Source organism: Pseudomonas sp. D4002 (assembly GCF_013385665.1).
GTDB lineage: Bacteria > Pseudomonadota > Gammaproteobacteria > Pseudomonadales > Pseudomonadaceae > Aquipseudomonas.
This window is the reverse complement of the sequence record NZ_JACAPN010000021.1, coordinates 17,797-40,095: the sequence shown is the minus strand read 5'-3', so window position 1 is coordinate 40,095 and position 22,299 is coordinate 17,797. Positions and strand designations below refer to the sequence as shown.

Annotated in this window: 21 protein-coding genes and 1 pseudogene; 6 read left to right on the top strand and 16 right to left on the bottom strand. The window is 61.9% G+C overall.

The genetic code is table 11. The features are described from left to right. Positions 1 to 50 precede the first annotated feature (50 nt). Together HX824_RS15320 and HX824_RS15315 are read left to right on the top strand one after the other, a co-directional pair. Positions 51 to 536: a prepilin peptidase gene (locus HX824_RS15320; protein ID WP_177022463.1), complete on the top strand. Its 486-nt coding sequence runs from the start codon at positions 51 to 53 to the stop codon at positions 534 to 536. A 114-nt stretch (positions 537 to 650) separates the two neighbouring features. After that, positions 651 to 1,439: a response regulator transcription factor gene (locus tag HX824_RS15315; RefSeq protein WP_003212915.1), complete on the top strand. Its 789-nt coding sequence runs from the start codon at positions 651 to 653 to the stop codon at positions 1,437 to 1,439. Here HX824_RS15315 and HX824_RS15310 read toward each other — a convergent pair. The 8 genes from HX824_RS15310 to cpaB are packed head-to-tail and all read right to left on the bottom strand — an operon-like array spanning position 1,436 to position 8,881. After that, entirely contained in the window at positions 1,436 to 1,708 is a 273-nt protein-coding gene (locus tag HX824_RS15310; protein WP_177054771.1) for a DUF3613 domain-containing protein, read from the bottom strand. The genes HX824_RS15315 and HX824_RS15310 overlap by 4 nt on opposite strands. Before the next feature lie 22 nt (positions 1,709 to 1,730). Beyond that, a complete protein-coding gene (locus tag HX824_RS15305) occupies positions 1,731 to 2,453 on the bottom strand; it encodes a tetratricopeptide repeat protein (RefSeq protein ID WP_087693100.1) in 723 nt (240 codons plus the stop codon). A gap of 11 nt (positions 2,454 to 2,464) precedes the next feature. Further along, entirely contained in the window at positions 2,465 to 3,349 is an 885-nt protein-coding gene (locus HX824_RS15300) for a type II secretion system F family protein (RefSeq protein WP_003212910.1), read from the bottom strand. Between the two features lies 1 nt (position 3,350). After that, the gene (locus HX824_RS15295; protein WP_003212908.1) at positions 3,351 to 4,235 is read right to left on the bottom strand and encodes a type II secretion system F family protein; all 885 of its coding nucleotides are present in this window, start codon (positions 4,233 to 4,235) and stop codon (positions 3,351 to 3,353) included. 11 nt (positions 4,236 to 4,246) lie between these two features. Further along, the gene (locus HX824_RS15290; protein WP_008438997.1) at positions 4,247 to 5,518 is read right to left on the bottom strand and encodes a CpaF family protein; all 1,272 of its coding nucleotides are present in this window, start codon (positions 5,516 to 5,518) and stop codon (positions 4,247 to 4,249) included. Then, positions 5,515 to 6,705: a pilus assembly protein gene (locus HX824_RS15285; protein WP_177054770.1), complete on the bottom strand. Its 1,191-nt coding sequence runs from the start codon at positions 6,703 to 6,705 to the stop codon at positions 5,515 to 5,517. Before HX824_RS15285 ends, HX824_RS15290 begins: the two co-directional genes overlap by 4 nt. Then, positions 6,702 to 7,925: a type II and III secretion system protein family protein gene (locus HX824_RS15280; RefSeq protein WP_008438995.1), complete on the bottom strand. Its 1,224-nt coding sequence runs from the start codon at positions 7,923 to 7,925 to the stop codon at positions 6,702 to 6,704. The genes HX824_RS15285 and HX824_RS15280 overlap by 4 nt, the downstream gene beginning before the upstream one ends. 20 nt (positions 7,926 to 7,945) lie before the next feature. After that, complete coding sequence (gene cpaB, locus HX824_RS15275; protein ID WP_087693096.1) at positions 7,946 to 8,881, bottom strand: Flp pilus assembly protein CpaB; 936 nt, start codon at positions 8,879 to 8,881, stop codon at positions 7,946 to 7,948. A 315-nt stretch (positions 8,882 to 9,196) separates the two neighbouring features. Between cpaB and HX824_RS15270 the strand changes: the two genes are divergently transcribed. Further along, a complete protein-coding gene (locus HX824_RS15270) occupies positions 9,197 to 9,388 on the top strand; it encodes a Flp family type IVb pilin (protein WP_008438993.1) in 192 nt (63 codons plus the stop codon). A 65-nt stretch (positions 9,389 to 9,453) separates the two neighbouring features. Then, positions 9,454 to 9,861, top strand: coding sequence for a response regulator (locus HX824_RS15265; RefSeq protein WP_003212897.1), 408 nt, complete (start codon positions 9,454 to 9,456; stop codon positions 9,859 to 9,861). A 115-nt stretch (positions 9,862 to 9,976) separates the two neighbouring features. Here HX824_RS15265 and HX824_RS15260 read toward each other — a convergent pair whose 3' ends face one another. The 4 genes from HX824_RS15260 to HX824_RS15240 form a co-directional block, all read right to left on the bottom strand. After that, positions 9,977 to 11,662 carry a ShlB/FhaC/HecB family hemolysin secretion/activation protein gene (locus HX824_RS15260; protein ID WP_177054769.1) on the bottom strand — a complete coding sequence of 562 codons (1,686 nt, stop codon included), beginning with the start codon at positions 11,660 to 11,662 and terminating at the stop codon, positions 9,977 to 9,979. 175 nt (positions 11,663 to 11,837) lie between these two features. Continuing rightward, positions 11,838 to 13,550 carry a collagen-like triple helix repeat-containing protein gene (locus HX824_RS15255; RefSeq protein WP_256347014.1) on the bottom strand — a complete coding sequence of 571 codons (1,713 nt, stop codon included), beginning with the start codon at positions 13,548 to 13,550 and terminating at the stop codon, positions 11,838 to 11,840. Between the two features lie 292 nt (positions 13,551 to 13,842). Further along, a complete protein-coding gene (locus HX824_RS15245) occupies positions 13,843 to 14,691 on the bottom strand; it encodes a MaoC family dehydratase (RefSeq protein WP_003218642.1) in 849 nt (282 codons plus the stop codon). 2 nt (positions 14,692 to 14,693) lie between these two features. Next, entirely contained in the window at positions 14,694 to 16,046 is a 1,353-nt protein-coding gene (locus tag HX824_RS15240; protein ID WP_177008349.1) for a 3-oxoacyl-ACP reductase, read from the bottom strand. Positions 16,047 to 16,160: 114 nt separating this feature from the next. Between HX824_RS15240 and HX824_RS15235 the strand changes: the two genes are divergently transcribed. Together HX824_RS15235 and HX824_RS15230 are read left to right on the top strand one after the other, a co-directional pair. After that, the gene (locus HX824_RS15235; RefSeq protein ID WP_177054766.1) at positions 16,161 to 17,438 is read left to right on the top strand and encodes an acetyl-CoA C-acetyltransferase; all 1,278 of its coding nucleotides are present in this window, start codon (positions 16,161 to 16,163) and stop codon (positions 17,436 to 17,438) included. Positions 17,439 to 17,589: 151 nt separating this feature from the next. Next, a complete protein-coding gene (locus HX824_RS15230; RefSeq protein ID WP_008438985.1) occupies positions 17,590 to 18,489 on the top strand; it encodes a PA4780 family RIO1-like protein kinase in 900 nt (299 codons plus the stop codon). Between the two features lie 145 nt (positions 18,490 to 18,634). Here HX824_RS15230 and HX824_RS15225 read toward each other — a convergent pair. The 4 genes and pseudogenes from HX824_RS15225 to HX824_RS15210 all read right to left on the bottom strand — a co-directional run. Beyond that, positions 18,635 to 18,844 (bottom strand): annotated as a pseudogene (locus tag HX824_RS15225) (MerR family DNA-binding protein); the annotation flags it as partial. A gap of 213 nt (positions 18,845 to 19,057) precedes the next feature. After that, positions 19,058 to 19,459: a Cu(I)-responsive transcriptional regulator gene (gene cueR / locus HX824_RS15220; RefSeq protein ID WP_008430758.1), complete on the bottom strand. Its 402-nt coding sequence runs from the start codon at positions 19,457 to 19,459 to the stop codon at positions 19,058 to 19,060. After that, a complete protein-coding gene (locus tag HX824_RS15215) occupies positions 19,456 to 21,657 on the bottom strand; it encodes a cation-translocating P-type ATPase (protein WP_177054765.1) in 2,202 nt (733 codons plus the stop codon). The genes cueR and HX824_RS15215 overlap by 4 nt, the downstream gene beginning before the upstream one ends. 183 nt (positions 21,658 to 21,840) lie before the next feature. Continuing rightward, complete coding sequence (locus HX824_RS15210; protein WP_003211148.1) at positions 21,841 to 22,221, bottom strand: hypothetical protein; 381 nt, start codon at positions 22,219 to 22,221, stop codon at positions 21,841 to 21,843. Positions 22,222 to 22,299 lie beyond the last annotated feature (78 nt).

Sequence of the window (22,299 nt, the reverse complement as noted above, 5' to 3'; positions counted from 1 at the left end):
ACTACCTGATATCAGCATAGAATCATTCAGCAAAAAGGGATTTTTTTTACGTGATTCAAAGCCTCGTCCTGGTCGTTTGGCTCGCGCTGTGCGCTGTGCAAGATATCCGTCTACGTCAGGTCTCCAACCGTTTGACCCTCGGCGCAGCCTTGCTGGCGTTGGTTTACCTGTTCTGGAGCGGTACGACCTGGCTCGGTGCGCCGGCTGTCGAGGGCGGTGTGGCCTTTGTCCTGGCGTTGTTGTTCACCCTGCCGGGTTACGCGCTGGGCCGCCTGGGCGCCGGTGACGTGAAGCTGATCGTGGCATTGGGGCTGGCAACCGACTACCTCTACGTACTGGGCACTTTTATCGGCGCCGGCCTCGCGAGCGCAGCCTGGCTGTTGCTGGCGCCCAGGGTGTGGCCGCTGATGAATCAAGGGCTTAGGAATACCTTGCAGTACCTTGATCCGGCACATTCGGCCAGGCAGCCGTTCGTGCCGTTTTTACTGATCGGTTTTTGCCTGTCCTGGTTTTGGATCCCATTAGTCGCCACGTAGGGTATCGCTATGTACATAGTAGGAAAGTACGTCTACGTTTATGGGTAAGTTGCATAGGAAAAATGGTCGGAATGGATACATCGGTCCTTTTGCTTGCCAGGCATGGAGTAGCGCGTGAACAAGCTTACCTCTCAAGTGAAAGTGCTCGTGGTGGACGATCAGCCTTTGATCGTGGAAGAGCTTTGCGAATTTCTTGAAAGCAACGGTTACCGTTGCGTCCCTTGCGCATCCAGCCAGGAAGCCATCGAGCGTTTTCGCGACGATGCCGAGATCGGCCTGGTGCTGTGCGATCTGCATATGCCCGAGATGGATGGCATCGAACTGGTCCAGGCCCTGCAACACCTGGCCGGCAAGCAACGGGTCTTTGAGGCCATCATGCTGACCGGGCGTGCAGACAAGCAGGACGTGATCAAGGCCTTGCGCGCCGGGATTGCCGATTACTACCAGAAGCCGATCAATTTGGGCGAGCTGCTCGAAGGGTTGCAACGCCAGGTGGTCGCGCTGCAGGACCGGCAGAAAGATCTCGACCTGGGGCACCTGAACCAGAAGCTGCAGTTTCTCTCGGCGTCCATCGATGACCTTTATCATGACCTCGACAAGGTGCGCAGCAGTCCGCAATCCGGCCTGTCGACTGAAGCCGAGGGTGAAGTCAGCGACACTGACCGGGTTGAAATACCGGCGATCTTCAATCAGTTGTCGCCCCGCCAACTGGATGTCGCAAGGCTGGTAGGCAAGGGCCAGACCAACTACCAGATTGCCTGTGAACTGGGCATCACTGAAAACACCGTGAAACTCTACGTGTCCCAAGTGCTGCGCCTGACCCATATGCACAACCGAACCCAGTTGGCGCTGGCGTTATCGCCGAACAATTCTGCGGCGCGCCAGCGCGTCACTGCGCATTAGTTGTTGCTGCCTGGGGTGTTGCCGCCCAGTTTCTGGTCGTAGTACTCAGGAATAGGGTGTTTGTAACTGTCCAGCAGGCGTTGCATGGCCTGGTCGCGTTCAGCGGGCGTGGCCTTCTGCCGGATGGGAGATGCGCGTTCGCCACTGACCTGCAGTTGCAGCCAGCCTTCGGTCTGTTTTTGCTGTGGCGAAGAAGGCCCCGGCTCAATAGCCAGCACCGTCGGCGGCAGGCTGGCGAACAGCAGCGTGGCGAGCAGTGTGAATTTCATCGTGTGTACTCCCTTTAGAGACCTATTTGACCGGCGCTTGCAGCACGTCGCCTACGGTTGCGACCTGATCTTTTGGCGCTGTCGTCGGTGAGACGGGCGCCTTGAGTTGCTGCGCCCGGGCCTGGGCTTGCGTCACTTGTTCCGGGCTCAGGCCCATGCGGCTGGCCACTTGTGCGGCTTGTTCCCAGTTGTCCTGGTAGATCATCAGCGTCACCAGATTGATCGCCGCCAGTTGATCGCTCTGCTTGAGCTCCATGGCCGTGAGGAATTCGAAGCGTGCATCTTCCACGCGCCGTTGATTGAGGTACACCACGCCCAGGTCGTTGCGGATTTTCTCGTCGGTGGGCGACATCCTGGCCGCGCGTTGCAAGTGCGCCATGGCCTGGCCGTTGTCTCCCCTGGCCGCTGCCAGCTGGCCGAGCCCGTGCTCGCCTTCGGCAGCCATGCAGGTGCCGAGCAGGCTGCGGTACAACGGTTCGGCTTCGCTGCGGCCCAGCAGGCGGTACACCTTGGCCTGGCGCTGGCGCACCTGGGGCAGGTTGTCCGGCAGGTTTTGCAGGTTGGCCAGGCTGGCGTGCAGCTTGCCCTCGTTGGCCATGTCGTCGGCCAGGTTCAGCGATAACTCCTGATCGGAGTTGGGCTTGGCACAACTGCCCTGCGCGCTGAAACCCGCCCACGGCAGTTGCCCGTTACTGGCGCAACCACTTAACAACAACAGGCTGCAGGCGACCATCAATGTCTTCATTGCATGTCCTCTCAAGGCACGAAGGCTTTGGCGATGGCGATAAAGCCAGGGCCGGCCAATACGATCAGTAATGCGGGAAACAGGAACAGCATCATCACCACGGACATTTTGGCGGACATCTTGGAAATGTATTCCTGCAGGCGGGTCAGGCGCCGGTCATCCAGCAACTGCTTGAGCGATTGCAGCGACTTCATCGCCCCGCCGCCCTGATGCAGAAGCTGCTGGAGGATCAGGCACGTGTCGCTGAGTTCATCGACGTCCAGCATCTGGCTGGCCTTGTTCAATTCCTCCCCCAACTCCAGCCCGGAATCGACGCGTGCCAACACCAGGCGCAGTTCGGCGGTCAGTACCGGCAGCAACTTTTGCGCGTCGTAGGCCATGACCCGCAGCGCCTGCTCCACGGCCATGCCTGACTCAAACAGAATGCGCACCAGGGGGATGAAGGTCGCTACTTCCCGGGAGATTTTCCCCTGGCGCCTTTTGGCGAGTGCCACCAGTATTCGCTTGGGCAGCAGGTAGCCGATGATCAGGCCCAGCAGGGAGATCACAAACTCATGCTCGGTGCCGGGAAAGAACAGCTCCAGTGTCATCGCGGTCAGCCCCAGCAAAACTATCGGTGAACCGATCTGGCAAGCGGCGAACATCGAGCGTTGGCTGGTTTTTCTCCAGCCCATGCGGTTGAGCAGGATTTGGGTTTCGTTATCGAGGCTGATGGTGCGCTGGCCGATCCGGGTGCTGCCCAACTGGTGCAACCACTCACTCATTTTGTCATTACGGCCTGGCTCGCCCTGCAGCCGCTGGGCGACCACGCGTTGTTGACGACGACTGCTCAGGATATTCGCCAGCAGCAGTGATAACGCGGCAAGAAACAATACGGCACTGATCAGTATCGCCATCTCAGATACTCCGCAACATGCGCCACAGCGCCACGCATCCGATGACTTGCAAAGCGAACGCACCGAGCATCAGGCGTTGGCCGCTGTGGTCATCCCACATGGCCATCAGGTACGTCGGATTAACGAGCAGGAAGTAGCCCGCGACACTCACCGGGAGCACCGCCAGCACCAGCGCGGTCACCCGGGTTTCACCGGTCATGGCGCGTAATTGCCGTGCGCCCTGGTCGCGCTCGCGGATCATCTTGATCAGGTTTTCCAGCAGCTCACTGGCGTTGCCGCCGTAGCGGTGGTTGACCTTGAGGCCCAGGGCAAACAGGCGCAATTCATCCTGTTCATAAAACTCGGCATAGTCATGAGCGGCCTCCGGCAGGCTGACACCCAATTGCACATTGCGCTTGATACGGCCCATGGACTTTTTCAACGGGTCGTCACTGGCATCGATTCCGCTCAGGATGGCGTCCGCCAGGGTGCGTCCGGATTTCAGGCTGCGTACGGCGTGATCGAGCAATTGCGGGAGTTGTTCGATCATCCGGCGCAGCCGCCGCTGGTAGCGTACGGCGATGTACAGGCGCAGTGCCAAGGGCGGTGCCGCCACCATCACAAACAAGCCTATCCACTGGCCCACGAGCCCCCCCAGCAGGGCGCCAAAGGCCCACAGGGTCAGCCACAGGCCGAGGCGCTCGGTTGGCCGGCCGAGGCCTGCACGGATAAACGTGCGTTCCAGGCTGGTGGTCACCGCGTTGTCTTTCATGGCCTGGGGTTGCCCTTCGGCCAGGCGTTCCAATACCCGGTCGGTCTGGGCCTTGCGCAAACCGTTGCGCATCAGGCCTATCCCCAGCACCAGAAGGGCCACGGCGAGTAGGGCGAGCAGAATCGGACCGATCATCGGGTTGCCTCCTACACCGGCAGGTGACCTTCGTGACGCAACTTGTCACCGGCCGGGTTGACCGCTTCGCGCAGGAAGCCAAAGCCGGTGCGCTTGTCGTGGCGAAACAGGGTGTTGGTGACGTACACGTCTTCGCGGATGCCCACCACTTCCACCACTTCGCTGACACAGCGGCGGCCATCGGGCAGGCGCGTCAGCTGGATCACCACATCCAGCGCCGCGCAGATCATTTGCCGCAGGGTTTTTTCCGCGACGACCCGGCCGGTCAGGCCCACCAGGGTTTCCAGGCGCAGCAAGGCGTCCTGGGCGTTGTTGGCGTGCACGGTACTCATCGAGCCGTCGTGGCCGGTGTTCATGGCGGTCAACACATCGATGACCTCCACGCCCCGGATCTCGCCGAGTATGATCCGGTCGGGGCGCATCCGCAGGGCGTTGCGGATCAAGTCACTGGCCTTCACTTCCCCATGCCCCTCGGCATTGGGCGGGCGGGTTTCCAGGCGCACAACGTGGGGATGGCCCAGTTGCAACTCGGCCACGTCTTCGATGGTGACCAGGCGCTCGCGGGGGTTGATCAACTGGCTGAGAATGTTCAGCAGTGTGGTTTTACCGGTGCCGGTACCGCCGCTGATCAGGATGTTGCAGCGCTTGCCGACGGCTTCCTTGAAAAAATCGAAAATGGCCTGGTCGATGGTTTGCATGGCCACCAGGTCGCTGCTTTTAAGCATGTCCTTGCGAAACTTTCGAATCGACAGGCACGGCCCGTCCAGGGCAATCGGCGGAATGATCGCATTGACCCGGCTGCCATCGGGCAGGCGCGCATCGACCATCGGCGACGACTCATCCAGCCGGCGTCCCAGGGGTGCGAGGATGCGCTGCATGACCCGCTCGACATGGTGGTCGTCAATGAAGCGCAAGTCACTTTGTTGCAGCAGGCCATCGCGTTCGACGAATACCCGATGCGGGCCGTTGACCAGGATCTCGGTGACGGTCGGGTCGCGCAGCAGCACTTCCAGCGGGCCGAAACCGGTCAGCTCATCGACGATCTCTTCGGCCAGGCGCTCCATCTCATAGCGGGAAATCGCCAAGTGCATACGTGTGATGTATTCGGCCACCTTGTCGATCACAAACTGCGCCAGGGACTGGCGTGTGCCTTCCAGCAGATTTTTTCCCGAATCCTCGATGGCATCGATGATGTAGCGATGCAGCACCAGCTTCAGGCCGTCGTGATCAGTGTTGCCGACGTTGCCGCGCGGGGCGACGCCAAACAGCTTCTCGCCGTTCATTTGGTCCTCAGAAGGCGGTTGAGCCAATTGGTGGAGGGTTTTTCCAGGCCCTCGGAGCGTTTTGCCAGGCGCTCACCCAAGCCGCGCAACGTCTGTGTCAGGGCTTCCCGTGGGGCCAGGGAGAACAGGGTCTGGGCCTGGTTCTTGGCACTCAGGCGCACTTCCGGGCTCCAGGGCAGGACGGCGATTACCTCCAGCCCGAAGCTATTGCCCAGTGCCTCCGAGTCCGGGGCGGCCCCCTTTAGGTAGCGGTCTACCAGCAGGCGGGCATGGTCGAGTTTCATGCCTTTTTCCCGCCACAGGTTGAGTACGGCCAGGTTGCGGCGGCAGTCCGGCACGCTTTGGTCGGTGCACCACAGCAGTTTGTCGCAATGGCTGACAAAGGTGCGCAAGGCTTCGCTGTCGGGTTGGCCGGTCAGGTTCACCACGATGTGCTGGAAGTGCTGGCGCAGGGCGCTGAGCAACATGTACAACTCGGCCGCGCTGGTCCGCTCCAGGGGCTCGTCGTTGTTGTGGTAGGCGAGGATGCGCAGACCGGCTTCGGCGGTGGTGAAGGCGCTGTTGATCAGGGTTGAGTCCAGGCGCCGCAAGTGACGCAGCGCGTCGCCGAAATGAAAAGAACTCTCCAGCCCCAGCAGTGCGAGGCTGTCAGCGAGTGGCAGGCCCAGGTCGAGCAACAGCGTTTGCTGCCCGCTTTTTTGCACCATTAGCGCCAGGTGGCTGGCGATCAGCGCGCCGTCGGCATTGCCTTGGGTGCCGTAGAGCACGGTCAGTCCGCCCAAATGGGTATTCGGGGTGACCGCCGGCAAGCGTTTGCTCAGGCGCCGAACCAGGCCGGCAACCTCACTGGAGCGCGAGCCGTAGGCCACGAAATCCCGTGCGCCGGCGCGCATCGCGTTCAGTACAAGCTGGTTGTCCATGCCATCGCCCAAGGCCACAATGGCAAGCATCGGCTTGGCTTCCAGGGCACCTTCGATCAGGGCGCACTGGGTGGTGACGTGTTCCCGGTCCAGGCCGATGAACACCAGGTTGGCGAACGTCACGTCTACCAGTGCCAACAGTTCGTCGAGGCTGCCGGCACCGGCGCTGACCACTTGCCCCAGGGGCGCGAGTGCGCCCTGAAGCCATTCCAGATCCGTGGTGTTGCGGGTAATTGCCAAAAAGGTCTGGCTCAGGCTCTCACTCATTCGGACAGTCCACTGCGGCGGTCGAAATTGCCGTTTTCGAGGAAATACAGGCGGTACCAGTTAGGGTCGTAATTGCGCAGCTTTTCCCCTGGCAACGAAGGCAGTTGGGCGTTGGCCGCCAAGGGCTGCACGAGGTGCGGGGTGACGATCATCAGCAGCTCTTTTTCCTGGCGATTGATGCTGGAGTCGCGAAAGAATGCACCGAGGATCGGGATGTCACCCAGGCCCGGGAATTTGCTGACGCTGGAGGTGTTGTTGGTGCTGATCAGGCCGCTGATCACAAAGCTTTCGCCGTCGGCCAGGGAGATGCTGGTGTCGGTGCGCCGGATGGTCAGCGCCGGCACGGAGATACCCTGGATGTTGACCGCGTTGGTGTAGTCCAGCTCACTGACCTCTGGCGCGACCTTCAGGGAAATTCGCCCATGGTCGATGACGGTCGGGGTCAGGGTCAGGCGAATACCGAACTCTTTGTATTCGATGGAGATGGTGTTGCTGCCGCTGCTGGGCACCGGGATCGGTACTTCACCACCGGCGAGGAAGGTCGCACTTTGGCCACTGAGCGCCACCAGGCTCGGCCGGGCCAGGGTGTAGGCAAAGCCGCTGCTTTCCAGGGCGTTGATCATGGCCGAGACACGGCCGCCGCCAAAGCCGATGTTGAAGGTGTCGTTGTTCACCGGGAGCCCACGGAATCCTGTGGCCGCGGCGTTGGCAACATTGTTCGGGGCGCCGAACAGAAAGTTGCCGCCCCGGCCAAAGATCGAGGTACTGGCCTCCTTGAGTTTGGTGCGGCTCACTTCCACAAAGCGGATGTCGGTTTGCACCTGGCTGGGCAGGGTCGGGTCATCGGACGGCGACAGGGCCAGGCTGGTCAGGGCCGACGTGGCCTTGCCCTTGACGAACACCATGCTTTGGCGCGGGCTGCTGGAGCAGGCCGTCCAGACCATCAGGCTGGTGGTGCCCGAGGCGATGCCGGTGAGCAGGAACGCCTGGTTGCCGTTGACCTGCACATCGGCCACTTTCGGATCGCCAATGGCCAGCCGCGTAATCGGCACCGGCGACTGGATAGCCTGTTGAGCGCCTTCACCCACCTCCAGCACTGCCGGCAGCTGGCCCAGGCCCGTGCAGTTGCCGGGTGCTGCCAGTGCAACGCCGACAGGCAGGCTCAGGGTGAGAAGTGCCCAGAAAATTCGCGAAAAAGACCACACGAAACGACTGCTCATTCAAGGCATCCTTAGCTCTTTCAGGGCGTTTGTTGGGTAACCTGATTGCCACGTATTACTTCGACGCCTGAACGCCTTGGCGCACCATTGCCGGCGGGACTCAGGCCGTTGACCGGCGCTGTACTGAAGGCCAACTGGTTGAACTGGTAGAGCTCGCGCCGGGTGTTTTCCAGGTGGGTCGCGGACTCCGTTTCACCGGCCCAGTATTGGCTCAGCAGTTGTTCGTCGGCACTGCGTACAGCCAGGCGCAGTACGCCGGACTGGGCTGCGAGCATCAGCCGGCTCAGGAGCTCCTCCGGTACGGCGAGGAGTACCGTGCGCGCGCTGGCGCGACTCTGCTGCGCCTTGAGTTTTTCGTCGGGGGTGGTCGGTGGCACGGAGCCGGGCGTGCCGTCGTTGGTCAGCCCCAGTTGATCGCCGACGCCCAGCAGGCGCAAGGCGGGCACCACGATTTGTGCGGACTGCTGCGGGTTGCTGGCTTCCTGGCGCAGGAAGAGCAGGACGTCCACATAGTCCCCCGGGGAGAGTTGCCCGCTGGCGCCGATCACTTCATCCACGGCGACGGCAAGCGCGCGTTCGTTAGGGCGGATCATTCGCGCCACGGTGCCGCCGGAGTTGAAGCTCTCCTCGGTCAGCCAGGTCCCGGCCGACAGCGGCCGCCACGGGATCTTGCCCACGGCCTGGTCGAGGCTGGTGAGGCTGCCGGCGGGAACCGTGCGCAGTTTTTCCAGGGTCAGGTCGGCGGCGGTGAGCGCAACAAAAGGTGCAACGTCATGGGCCAGCACCACCACGGGTTGGCGTGTCTGGTCTTCGGCTACGGGTTGCACGACTTCAGGTGTTTGGGGCACGGGCGGTGCGACAGGGGCAGGGCGGCTGAGTACCAGGCCCCAGTAGCCTGCAATCAGTGCACCTACCAACAGCAGCCCGGCGAGGATCAAGCTAATCCGACTGTTCATGAAGGCTCTCCCTTTCCTGCTGCATCCACTGCTGTTCCCACTAATGCTTGCGTATCCGGATCGCTTCAAGCTTCTAACTATTTCGCTATTTGAAGGTAGTTCAGCTAAGACAAAACGCCATTACCGTGCGAAAAATATCTCGAGAAACCTCTGCGAAAGTGGGATTTTTGGCGTCAGCCGGCCGACTAATACTTTGTGATTAATCAGTTCTTACAGTTGTTGGTCTGGGGTTTGTTGACAATGCTCTAGTGGCACACCGAAATCATTTTTGTGATGCCGCGATACCAGCGCCGTGGGCGCAAAGGAGAAGTCATTATGTTCCTTGATCTTATTCGCATGGGTTTCATCAAAGTCCAGATTTTTTTCTATTCCAAAGAGGGCGCATCGGGTATCGAATACGCACTGGTTGCGGCGATGGTCGCTGTGGCGCTGGCTGCTTTTATTACACCTATCCGGACGGCCATAACCGGCGTCTTCAACTCGATACAGGCCGGCATTCATACCTGACCCCGGTACTCGCCTAAAACGTGCAGGTTCCGCTGAATGATCTATTGCGTATCAGGCATTTCCACATGAACTCCTCTTCGGCTCCCCGGCAACAAATCCTTTTGGTGGATGACGAAGAGGACGCCCTTATTGAACTGGCCGAGTCGCTGGAGAATGAAGGCTTTGTCTGTTTTACCGCGACCTCGGTCACCTTTGCCTTGCAGGAGCTGACCCTGCACCCCGATATCGCACTGGTGATTACCGACCTGCGCATGCCCGAGGAAAGTGGTATTTCCTTGATCAAGCGTCTGCGCGAACACACCGCTCGCCAGCACTTGCCGGTGATCGTCATGTCCGGCCACGCCGAGATGGATGATGTCAGTGACATGCTGCGCCTGCAGGTGCTGGACCTGTTCCGCAAGCCGATCTACCTGGTGCGCTTGATCGACACCCTCAACAACCTCTTCCCCATCCCCAAGATCAGATTGATGTAGGAGCGAGCTTGTGTGGGAGCGGGCTTGCTCGCGAAAAACGTCAACGATAACGCGGGCAGTCTGGTTCCCCGCGTTGTCTGGACGTTCTTCGCGAGCAAGCTCGCTCCCACAGGGTTCAGAGTTGGTAGCTGAAACTCAGCGTATACCGCGGCCGCCGATTGAAGCTGTCCAGGGCGATATCCGACATTGGCTTGGCCGCTTCCAGCGCGATGTTGTAGTACTTGTTATCGCCGAAGCGCAGGCCCACCGCTGCCGATGACATGTTGTTGCCCTTGGCCGGCAGTTCGTTGAACCAGGTCTTGGCCTTGTCGAGCACCACGTACGGCTGCAGGATTTTTACCCACTCGCCACTGCGGTTGAAGCTGTAGTTGACCTCATACGCCACGCCCCAGCCCTTGTCGCCCGAGCCCTGGTCATCCGGGTAGCCACGCCCGAAATTCTGCCCGCCGAACGTCGCGCGTTCGCTGTCGGGCAGGGTGTCGTTGCTCCAGTAGAAGGCACCCGATGCCACGCCTTGCCAGTTGTCGAAGAACTTGTCGCTCTGTACGCCCGAGACGCGCAGGCGGAAGAAGTCGATGTCGGGTTTTATACCCTCGAAGTCACTCCGGGTGCTGGCGCCCAGGCCGTCGATGCCCTGGTACAGGCCGGCGCTGAGAATGCGCAGTTGGCGCGTGTCGGATTTGCGCCAGTCACCTTCGAACGCCAGGGCGCGCAGGTTGGTTTCCAGGTCGAAACGTTGCGGGAAACCCACCAGTTGATAACGGGTGGTCTGGTCCACGGCATAGAGTCGCGTGCCCAGGGTCAATGACTCGGTAGGGGAGGCAATCAGCGGATGGCTGAGGCCGACGGAGTAGCGGTCAACCTCCTGGTGTGGCTTGAGTTCAAAACCGCCGTCCAGCTGCACGTTGCTGCGCGGGTCGGCGCGGTAGCGCTCGGCGTTGACCACCAGTTGAGTGCCCTCGGCATTCACGAACTGGCTGTAGCCCAGGCGGTAGTAGTGCTCCTTGTCCTCGCCGGGCGGGAACAGGCCGCTGACGCTCAGTTGTTCGCCCATGGATGTCTGGGAATTGCTGGTGCCGGTGATCAGGGCTTGCAGGCCGCCACGGCTGTCGTCCGTCATGCTCATGCTGCTGGTGAAGGGTTTGCGCGAGGCCTGGATCTGCATGCGCGTGCCGCCATCGGTGGTGCCCGGCGGCGGTACTTGCGCCTGCAGCGTTACACCTGGAATGCGGCCCATCAAGGTGGTGTAGCGTTCGAAGGTCGTGCGGGTCAGCGGGCGCTCGGCCAGCAGCTTGGCCGCCAGTTTGTCGACGTAGGCCGAGACCGAGCCAATGTCGCCCTGCACGTTGTAATCCTTGATGTAGCCCTCCACCAGCACCACGCGCACCAGGCCGTTTTCGAAGCGCTGGTCGGGCAGGTACGCGTAGGACAACAGGTAGCCGTCCTGCTGGTAGCGGCGGGTGATGCCGCGGGTGGCTTCGATCAGTTGTGCCAGGTTGGTTTCATGGCCAATCAGCGGTTCGAAAACCTTGGCCACATCCTGGAGCGGGTAGATCGTCCCGCCGTCGATTTGCAGCTTGCGGATGGTCACTTTGGTGTCCATCAACAATGGCTGGCCCTGGGTTGCCGCCGGCTCGGGCAGTTGGGTCTGTGGGGTGACCGGGCGATAGGCATCGGCGGGGAGGTTGGGTACCGGCAGGTTGCGAATGGTGTCGTTGCTGTTGAGGTAGCTGGGCAGGGTCTCGGCATGGACGCTGGCAGCAATGAGGGTGAGCAGAAACAAAGGCGTCAAGGCGCGCATAGGACACTCCATGGTCAAAACTGCTGCAGCGTTTTCGCTAGGCCCGCCGGGTTCTGGGACACGGTTCGCAAAGCCATTCATTGGCCAATAAAAAAGACGAGAGACTCGTTGGAATCTCTCGTCTCAACCAAGCGTAGGCGCTGTAGGGGAGGCCGTCTAATGGCCAGGTGCAATTCTATTTTTTGCCGGTCAGCCCACCGAGCAGACCTCCCAGGCCGCCGCCTGTGTTTGCATTTGCATTGGCAGTGCCCGTAGCGGTGGCACCGGCACCCACGTTCAAGCCACCGAGCAGACCGCCACCGTTACTGCTGGTGCCGCCGGTTACCAGGCCACCCACCGAGCCGACGGTATTGCCGACGGCATTCAGGGTACCGCCCACAGCGTTAGTCACCGGATTGGCATTCGCCGCCGTCAGGTTGGTGCCCAGGCTGCTGACTGCGCCGCCGACCTGGGTAACCAGACCATTCACCGGTGCGCCGATACCGGTGCTGGTGCCGATGTTTTGCGTCAGGTTGGCAACACCCGAGGTCACTGGGTTGAGTGCGGTGCCGACATTGGTCGCCAGGCCTGCAACGGGAGCCGTGGCTGCAGTGTTGGCCACGCCATTGCCACCGATCAGGGTGCCGAGCGACGCGACGGTGTTACCCACTTGGCCGCCGGTCACACCGGCTGCACTGACAGTGCCGTTGGTGTTGCCGGCATTCAGGCCGTTGCCGACGTTGGCGACAAGACCGCCGACGAGTTCAGGCAGGCCCGATTGAGGGGTCGTGGTGGCCGGGTTGACGTAACCGCTCGACTTATCAAGGGTGGTGCCAACGCCAGTCAACACGCCACCGACGAGTGTCCCGACAGGGTTGCCTGCGCCGCCGGCGCTGGCCACCTGGCCGCCAAGGCCGGTGACAGTGGAGCCGACTTTATCCAGTACGCCGCCGACCGGGTTGCCCAGGCCTGTTTTATTGCCCAGGTTGCCGGTGGTGTTTTCCACCAGGGAGACCACCGGTACCAATACGCTTTTACCCACCGTATTGGTCACGCTGCCCAATGGCCCGGTGGTGCTGGCAGTGCTCAAGGTATCGCCGAGCATGGTGACGGCCTGGCCGACCTGATCAACCACGCCACCTGCCGCACCACCCACGCCACCGGTCAAGCCGCCGACGACGGGAATGCCGCCGAGGGTGGTGCCCAGGGATTTGCCGGTGTTGGAAACGCCGGTGCCCAGGTCGGCAACGCCATCGGCCACACCGGCAACGGTTGTGCCCACGGAGTTGCTATTGGTACCCAGCGTGCCCAGGCCGTTGCTCAAGCCGCCGCCGATACTGTTGACGGCGGTGCCTGTCGCGGTGACCAGCCCGCCGGCAGTGGTGCCGACAATGGGAACAGCGGTCAGGGTCGTGCCCAGGTTACCTACCGTGGTGCCGACATTACCGACGACACCGCCCACAGCGCCTACTACCTGGCCGGTGACCAGGGGAGTGGTCGAGCCAGTGCCGCCGCCAGTGCCTCCACCAGTGCCGCCACCGGTACCGCCGCCGGTACCTCCACCAGTGCCGCCGCCGGTGCCACCACCGGTACCTCCACCAGTACCGCCGCCGGTGCCACCACCGGTGCCGCCGCCAGTACCACCGCCGGTACCTCCACCAGTGCCGCCGCCGGTGCCACCACCGGTGCCACCACCGGTACCTCCATCAGTGCCGCCGCCAGTGCCACCACCGGTACCGCCGCCGGTGCCTCCACCTGTTCCACCGCCAGTACCGCCGCCAGCATCCGGAGAGGAGGCTGCGACGCTACTGTGATGACCACCACCACCGCTGCTGCAGCCTCCGAGGCTTACTGCCAGAATCAGGGCCAGCGCGGTACTTGCTTTCCACAACACGACTTGAGTTTTCATGATTGAGTTCCTTGCACCTGGTACAGCCTTTGTTGTTTTCGAAGTTCGCTGTTTCTAGGGACAGCGATACATTCGTCCGTTATGGCTATAACAGTCCCGGGTGCGCGCTCTCGCAACGCTCAACTTGGTATTAACGATTTATATACACGAAGAGTTAGTTTGCTTAACGACTAATACCAAGGGTGTAGAAGGCAGCGGTGTTTAAGTTGTAAGTTTATTAAAATCAATGAGTTGATAAGAGTAGCGAGCTATCGATAGCTCGCTATAACTTAAGATGTATATATACAATTTATCAGGCGATGGGCCGCCAGCGGCCGACCATGTGTTCAATGTCCCCGGCGCCTTTAAGTTGCAGCTCACCGCTGGAGCCGGGGGCGCTCGTGAACAACGTTACCTCACTGGGCAAGCGCACCGGCTTTTTAAACTCGACATCTATCTCGAGATTGGCGGCTGGCAAATGCTCACTCAGTGCCGCCAGTGTGCGGGCCTTGTTCCACAGCCCATGGGCGATGGCCTGGGGAAAGCCGAATAACCTGGCAGTGAGGGCGCTCAAGTGAATCGGGTTGTAGTCGCCGGACACCCGGGCGTAGCGGCGGCCAACATCGGCGGGGGCTTTCCAGCGGGTCAGTTCGGCGACAGCGGCAGGGGGTTGCAGCGGGTTGTCCGTTGCTGCGCCATCGAGTTTCACACCGCGACAGAGCATCCGGCTTTGCGCCTCCCACAGTAGCCCCAGTGAATCTTCGACCGTGGTCACAATATCGAATGTCGCGCCCTTGGCATGGGGCTGCAAATTCTGCGCGTAAACGCCGACCGTCAAGTCACTCACACCGCCCAACGGGCGCAGGATGCGGATCCGGTTGCTCAGGTGGATCAATCCCAGCAGCGGGAAAGGAAATGCCTTGTCGGTGAGCAATTGCATCTGCAGGCCGAATGCCAGGATATGCGGATAGGTGGCCGGCAAGACCGGGCTGTCGGCAAACCCGCAGACCTTGCGATAGGCCGCGACTTCCCTGGGGTTCACACTGACCCGGCAGCGCAACCCTTGCTCGGGCAGCGTGGTGCCGGTGATCTTGCGCTTGAGTGCCGCGCGCCAATACAGCGGCGGCAGGAACGGGGTGCTGCCTAATGTGTGCCACTCCATGCTTACGCTCCCAATAGACTTTGCCCGCACACCCGCAACGCTTGCCCGCTCACCGCGCCCGAGCCCGGTTGACCGAGCCAGGCTACCGCTTCGGCGACGTCCTGGGGCAAGCCGCCCTGGCCCAGGGAGCTCATACGGCGCCCGGCCTCACGCAGGGCGAAGGGAATGTGTGCGGTCATCTGGGTTTCGATAAAACCGGGGGCCACGGCATTGATGCTGATCCCGCGCTCACCGAGCAACGGCGCCCAGGCCTGGGCCAGGCCAATCAGCCCGGCCTTGCTCGCGGCGTAGTTGGTTTGCCCGCGGTTGCCGGCGATGCCGCTGATGGATGCCAGCAGCACCACGCGACCGTTGTCGTGCAGGGTGCCGCTGTCCAGCAGCGCCTTGGTCAGCACTTGCGGCGCGTTGAGATTGACCGCCAAGACTGCGTCCCAATATTCCGGCGTCATGTTGGCCAGGGTTTTATCGCGGGTGATGCCGGCGTTGTGCACCACGATGTCGATGCCGTCCGGCAGGTGTTCGATCAGTTGGGTGGCGGCGTCTTCGGCGCAGATATCCAGGGCGATGCTGCGGGCGCCCAGGCGCGCGGCCAGGGCATCGAGGTCGGCCTTGGCTTGTGGCACGTCCAGCAGGATCACCTCGGCACCGTCGCGGGCCAGGGTTTCGGCGATCGAGGCACCGATGCCGCGGGCGGCGCCGGTCACCAGGGCCTTGTGCCCGGCGAGTGGGCGCGTCCAGTCCGCGACCTGGGTCGCGCAAGGGTTCAGGCGAATGACCTGTCCGGAGATATAGGCACTTTTCGGTGAGAGGAAGAACCGCAACGCACCCTCCAATTGATCCTCGGCCCCGTCGCCCACGTACAGCAATTGCAGGACGCCGCCGCTGCGCAGCTCTTTGGCCAGCGACCGGCTGAAGCCTTCAAGGGCCCGTTGGGCACTGGCGGCAAACGGGTCGCCGAGGCTTTCCGGGGCACGGCCAAGGATCACCAGGTGCGCGCTGTGATCGAGATTTTTCATCAGCGGCTGAAAGAATTCCCGCAGCTGTTTGAGTTGATCGGTGTGCTGCAGTTGGCTGGCGTCAAATACCACGGCCTTGAGCTTGGGCCCGTGGCCGGGAATCCAGGTGGTTGCCGTCGACGGTTCGGTGCCGTAGCTATAGATAGCGTCGGTCAGCTTGTTGGCGAACGGCAGGATTTTTGTCGCCAGCGGGCCGCCGCCGATCAGCAGTGCACCCTCCACCGGACGCAGGCGTCCGGCCTGCCAGCGTTCCAGGCGTACCGGTGACGGCAGGCCAATGGCGGCGACCAGGCGATGGCCGAGGCTGGAGTTGGCGAAGTCGATATAACGGTCAGACATGGAACGCTCTCCGAGTGCTGGGGTTCAAACGGTGGACCATCAATAGGTGAAAGTCGTTCGATTGAGCCTAGGCTAGGCTCAGAGATTCACCCCATAACCTCAAGGGAGCTTTCCATGACTCAATTGCGCCGTGTAGCGATCATTGGCGGTAACCGCATCCCCTTCGCCCGCTCCAACGGCCCTTACGCCACGGCGAGCAACCAGGCGATGTTGACCGCCGCCCTCGAAGGCCTGATCGAGCGCTACAACCTGCACGGCCTGCGTATTGGCGAGGTGGCCGCCGGGGCGGTGCTCAAGCATTCCCGCGACTTCAACCTGACCCGCGAGTGCGTGCTGGGCTCGCGCCTGTCGCCGCAAACCCCGGCCTACGATATTCAGCAGGCCTGTGGCACGGGGCTGGAAGCCGCGTTGCTGGTGGCGAACAAGATTGCGCTGGGGCAGATCGAAAGCGGGATTGCCGGCGGCGTCGACACCACGTCCGACGCGCCTATCGGGGTGAATGAGGGCCTGCGCAAAATCCTGCTGCAAGCCAATCGCAGCAAATCCATGGCGGATAAACTTAAAGTCTTGTTACAACTTCGTGCCCATCACCTCAAGCCGGAGCTGCCGCGCAACGGCGAACCGCGCACCGGGTTGTCCATGGGCCAGCATTGCGAGTTGATGGCGCAGACCTGGCAGATACCCCGCGCCGAGCAGGATCAGTTGGCGCTGGAAAGCCACCAGAAAATGGCCGCGTCCTACGCCGAAGGCTGGCAAAACGATTTGCTCACGCCCTTTCTTGGCCTGACCCGCGACAACAACCTGCGCCCCGACCTGACCCTGGAAAAACTCGCCAGCCTCAAGCCCGCCTTCGAGCGCAGTGAAAAGGGCACCCTCACCGCCGGTAACTCGACGCCGCTGACCGATGGCGCCTCGTTGGTGCTGCTGGGCAGTGAAGCCTGGGCCAAGGAGCGCGGCTTGCCGATCCTCGCCTACCTGCGCGATGGCGAAGCGGCGGCGGTGGATTTCGTCAACGGCGCCGAAGGCCTGCTGATGGCGCCGGTGTACGCCGTGCCGCGCCTGCTGTCGAGGAATGGCCTGACCCTGCAGGACTTCGATTACTACGAGATTCACGAAGCCTTTGCTGCCCAAGTGTTGTGCACGCTGAAAGCCTGGGAAGATCCGGAATACTGCAAGACCCGTCTGGGGCTGGATGCACCGCTGGGCTCTATCGACCGCAGCCGCTTGAACGTCAAGGGCAGCTCATTGGCCGCCGGCCATCCGTTTGCTGCCACGGGCGGGCGTATCGTCGCCAACCTGGCCAAGCTGCTGGACGCAGCCGGTAAGGGCCGGGGCCTGATCTCGATCTGCGCCGCCGGGGGCCAGGGCGTCACCGCGATTATTGAGCGCTGATCTCGGCTATGATCGGGCCGCCGGTCAATTTGGCATATTGGATGCATTCTTAAGCGGTCAAAGGTCGGTACCCTCTCCCCGCGGCGAGAGGATTGCCGTATAACGAGTGCCATACGCGTGTTTGGTAATAAAGGACCCACAATAAAAGCTGATGAAGACTCCTAAACGCATTGAACCCCTGATCGAGGACGGTCTGGTCGACGAGGTGCTGCGCCCACTCATGAGTGGTAAAGAAGCAGCTGTTTACGTGGTGCGCTGCGGCAACGAGTTACGTTGCGCCAAGGTCTACAAGGAGGCGAATAAACGAAGTTTTCGTCAGGCGTCCGAATACCAGGAAGGCCGCAAGGTCCGCAACAGCCGTCAGGCCCGGGCCATGGCCAAGGGCTCCAAGTTCGGCAAGAAAGAAACCGAAGACGCCTGGCAGAACGCTGAGGTAGCGGCGCTGTTTCGCCTGGCCGGTGCGGGTGTTCGCGTGCCCAAGCCGTACGACTTCCTCGAAGGCGTGCTGCTGATGGAGCTGGTGGCCGATGAATACGGCGACGCGGCGCCACGTTTGAACGACGTGACGCTGGAGCCGGACCAGGCCCGCGAATACCACGCCTTCCTGATTACCCAGATCGTGCTGATGTTGTGTACCGGCCTGGTGCACGGTGACCTTTCCGAGTTCAACGTGCTGCTGACGCCGACGGGCCCGGTGATCATCGACCTGCCTCAGGCGGTGGATGCCGCGGGCAACAACCACGCGTTCAGCATGCTGGAACGGGATGTGGGCAACATGGCTTCCTACTTCGGGCGCTTTGCCCCGGAATTGAAGAAGACCAAGTACGCCAAGGAGATGTGGGCGCTGTATGAAGCCGGCACTCTGCACCCGGCCAGTGTGTTGACCGGCGAGTTCGACGAACCGGAAGAGCTGGCTGACGTGGGCGGTGTTATCCGCGAGATCGAAGCGGCGCGGCTCGATGAAGAGCGTCGCCAGGCGATTCGCGCGGCAGACGATGCGCCACCGAGCAAGGCGTCGGAAGAGCCGCCACCGCCGCCCTGGATGCAGTGATCCAACGGCGAGTGGATATCCAAATGTGGGAGCGGGCTTGCTCGCGAAAGCGCTGGTTCAGTCAACTGATGTATTGACTGACACTCCGCATTCGCGAGCAAGCCCGCTCCCACATTAGGTTCCGTGCATGCCTGGTTAAACTTGCTCAGGCGCAACAACTGCCCGACGCCAACTCCCTGAGAATCGGGCAATCCGGCCGATGGTCACCCTGCCAGTGTTCCACCAGGTCCTGCAACGTATCGCGCAATTGCCCCAGCTCGAGGATCTTCTGGTTCAGCTCATCGATATGCTGGCGGGCCAGCGCCTTCAGGTCGGCACTCGCACGGCCCCGGTCCTGCCAGAGGGTCAGCAACTCGTGCGGCAGACGATGCGCCACCGAGCAAGGCGTCGGAAGAACCGCCACCGCCGCCCTGGATGCAGTGATCCAACGGCGAGTGGATATCCAAATGTGGGAGCGGGCTTGCTCGCGAAAGCGCTGGTTCAGTCAACTGATGTATTGACTGACACTCCGCATTCGCGAGCAAGCCCGCTCCCACATTAGGTTCCGTGCATGCCTGGTTAAACTTGCTCAGGTGCAACAACTGCCCGACGCCAACTCCTTGAGAATCGGGCAATCCGGCCGGTGATCGCCCTGGCAGTGTTCCACCAGGTCCTGCAACGTATCGCGCAATTGCCCCAGCTCGAGGATCTTCTGGTTCAGCTCATCGATATGCTGGCGGGCCAGCGCCTTGACGTCGGCACTCGCGCGTCCCCGGTCCTGCCACAGCGTCAGCAACTTGCCGACCTCTTCCAGGGAAAACCCCAGGTCCCGCGAGCGCTTGATAAACGCCAGGGTGTGCAAGTCATCGGCGCCATAAATGCGGTAGCCGCTGTCGGTGCGATGGGCGGCTTTCAACAAGCCGATGGACTCGTAGTAACGAATCATCTTCGCGCTCAGGCCGCTTTGGCGTGCTGCTTGGCCGATGTTCATGGACGCTCGTCCTCCAGGTCCTTGGGTTTCCAGGTTTTCAACAGCAGTGCGTTGCTTACCACGCTGACACTGGACAGGGCCATGGCCGCGCCAGCCATCACCGGGTTGAGCAGGCCGAACGCCGCCAGCGGAATGCCGATCAAGTTATACACAAAGGCCCAGAACAGATTCTGTCGAATTTTCGCATAGGTCTTGCGGCTTATTTCCAGGGCTGCCGGCACCAGCCGTGGATCGCCGCGCATCAGGGTAATACCTGCCGCGTGCATCGCCACGTCGGTACCGCCGCCCATGGCGATGCCGATGTCGGCCGCGGCCAGGGCCGGTGCGTCGTTGATGCCGTCGCCGACCATTGCCACCACGCCGGTCTTTTTCAGCTCGGCGACGGTAGCCGCCTTGTCCGCAGGCAACACCTCGGCGTGCACGTCATCGATGCCCAGGGCTTCGGCCACCACGCGGGCGCTGCCACGGTTATCGCCGGTCAGCAGGTGGCTGCTGATATGCCGAGCCTTGAGTGCTTGTATCGCTTGCAGGGCGCCCGGTTTAAGCGTGTCACCGAAGGCAAACAAACCCAGCACGCGGGGCTGCGGGCCTTGCTCGATCAGCCAGGACAAGGTGCGGCCTTCGGCCTCCCACGCACTGGCCGAGTCGGCGAGATCACCGGTGCTCAAGCCGGTTTCTTCCAGCAGGCGACGGTTGCCCAGCGCCAGTTGCCGGCCATCTAGGATGCCTGCAATGCCACGCCCGGTAAGGGACTGGCTGGCGCTGACATCCGCGACGTTCAAACCTTGTTCGGCACAGGCATCCAGCACCGCCTTGGCCAATGGGTGTTCACTGCCGCGCTGCAGCGCGCCGGCCTGTTGCAGCAGCACCCCTTGATTGCCGTCAATGGCGGCCAGGTGCGCAATCTTTGGTGCGCCGGAGGTCAGGGTGCCGGTCTTGTCGAACACCACGGCGCTGACTTCATGGGCGCGCTCCAGGGCTTCGGCGTCCTTGATCAGGATGCCGTGGCGGGCGGCAACGCCGGTACCGGCCATGATGGCGGTAGGTGTGGCCAGGCCAAGGGCGCAAGGGCAGGCGATCACCAATACGGTCACCGCATTGATCAGCGCGACCTCCAGCGGTGCGCCATACAGCCACCAGCCGACCAGCGTGGCCAAGGCCAGCACCAGCACCACCGGCACGAACACCTGGCTGACTTTATCCACCAGTTTCTGGATCGGTGCCTTGGCGGCCTGGGCGTCTTCCACCAGGCGGATGATCCGCGCCAGCACGCTTTCCGCGCCGAGGGCCAGGGTACGCACCAGCAGCCGGCCTTCGCCGTTGATGGCGCCGCCGGTGACTGCGTCGCCAGGCTGCTTCGGCACCGGCAGGCTTTCACCGCTGATCAAGGCTTCGTCGGCGTGGCTTTGGCCTTCGACCACTTCGCCGTCCACCGGGAAGCGTTCGCCGGGTTTGACCAGCACCAGGTCATTCAGCTTGAGGGCGGTGATGGCGACGTCCTGCTCGCGGCCGTCGATCACCTGAATCGCCCGTTCCGGACGCAAGGCTTCCAGAGCGCGGATGGCACTGGCGGTCTGGCGCTTGGCGCGGCTTTCCAAATATTTGCCCAGCAGCACCAGGGCGATCACCACCGCCGAGGCTTCGAAATACAGGTGGGGCATTGTGCCGGCGGACGCCGTGAGCCATTCATAGATACTCAGGCCGTAACCGGCGCTGGTGCCGATGGCGACCAGCAGGTCCATATTGCCCGCTCCGGCGCGCACGGCTTTCCAGGCCGCGATATAGAAGCGCGCACCGAAGATGAATTGCACCGGGGTGGCCAGGGCAAATTGTACCCAGGCCGGGAGCATCCAGTGCAGCCCTAACGGTTGCACCAGCATCGGCAGCACCAACGGCGCGGCGAGCAGAATTGCCAGCAGCAGCGACCAGCGTTCATGGCTCAGGCGTTGTTCCTGGCTGGCCTGGGTGGCGGTTTCGCTTTGGGGCAGGGTGGCGGTGTAGCCGGCCTTGTCGACGGCGGCGATCAGGACGCCGGGGTCCATCTGGCCGAGCACTTCAATGTGGGCGCGTTCGTTGGCCAGGTTGACGCTGACACTTTGCACCCCGGGCACTTTGCCCAGTGCCCGTTCAACCCGCCCGGCGCAGCTGGCGCAGGTCATGCCGCTGATCGGCAGGTCGAAGGTGGTGGATCCGTTCATGGGCAGTACTCCAGGAGAGATTGCCCCTAGGATCAACCTTGACCTGTGGGGAAGGTCAAGGCGCTTTTTACTGTAGGAGCGAGCTTGCTCGCGAAAAGCTTGAGGGCGCCGCGTTTATCCAGGATGAACGCGTCATCGTTAACGTTTTTCGCGAGCAAGCTCGCTCCTACAGGTTTTCGGGGCTTAGTATTCCAGTGCGGCCGGTTTCAGGTACATGCCGTCCGGCCCTTGCGCGATACGCAACTTGCGCACGTCACCCGCCTTCAACGTAATGTTTTGCGCCGGTGGTGCGAGCATGCCCGGCAAGCAACCCTGGGATTGCCCCGGCAACAACTTCAGGCGCAACGACACATTCCCGGCCGGCAAGTTGAATGACGTGGCCTGCTCCTGGAACAGCCGCCCGGCCAACTGGTCCTGGATGTACAAGCCAATCTCGCAGTTGGTCGGCACTTCCAGGCGCTCCCGGGAAATGATCAGCACCGCATAATCTTCATCTGCGCTGGCCGGTGGCACAGCAGCAAACAAGCCCATCAGGCTGACAAGGCCAAAAAATGACCAGCGCATGGCGAATTCTCCGAGGTTCACATCGTGGATAAGTGCAGCTTGGCCGAGGGCGCGAATGAATGCCAGCCCGGCCGATGT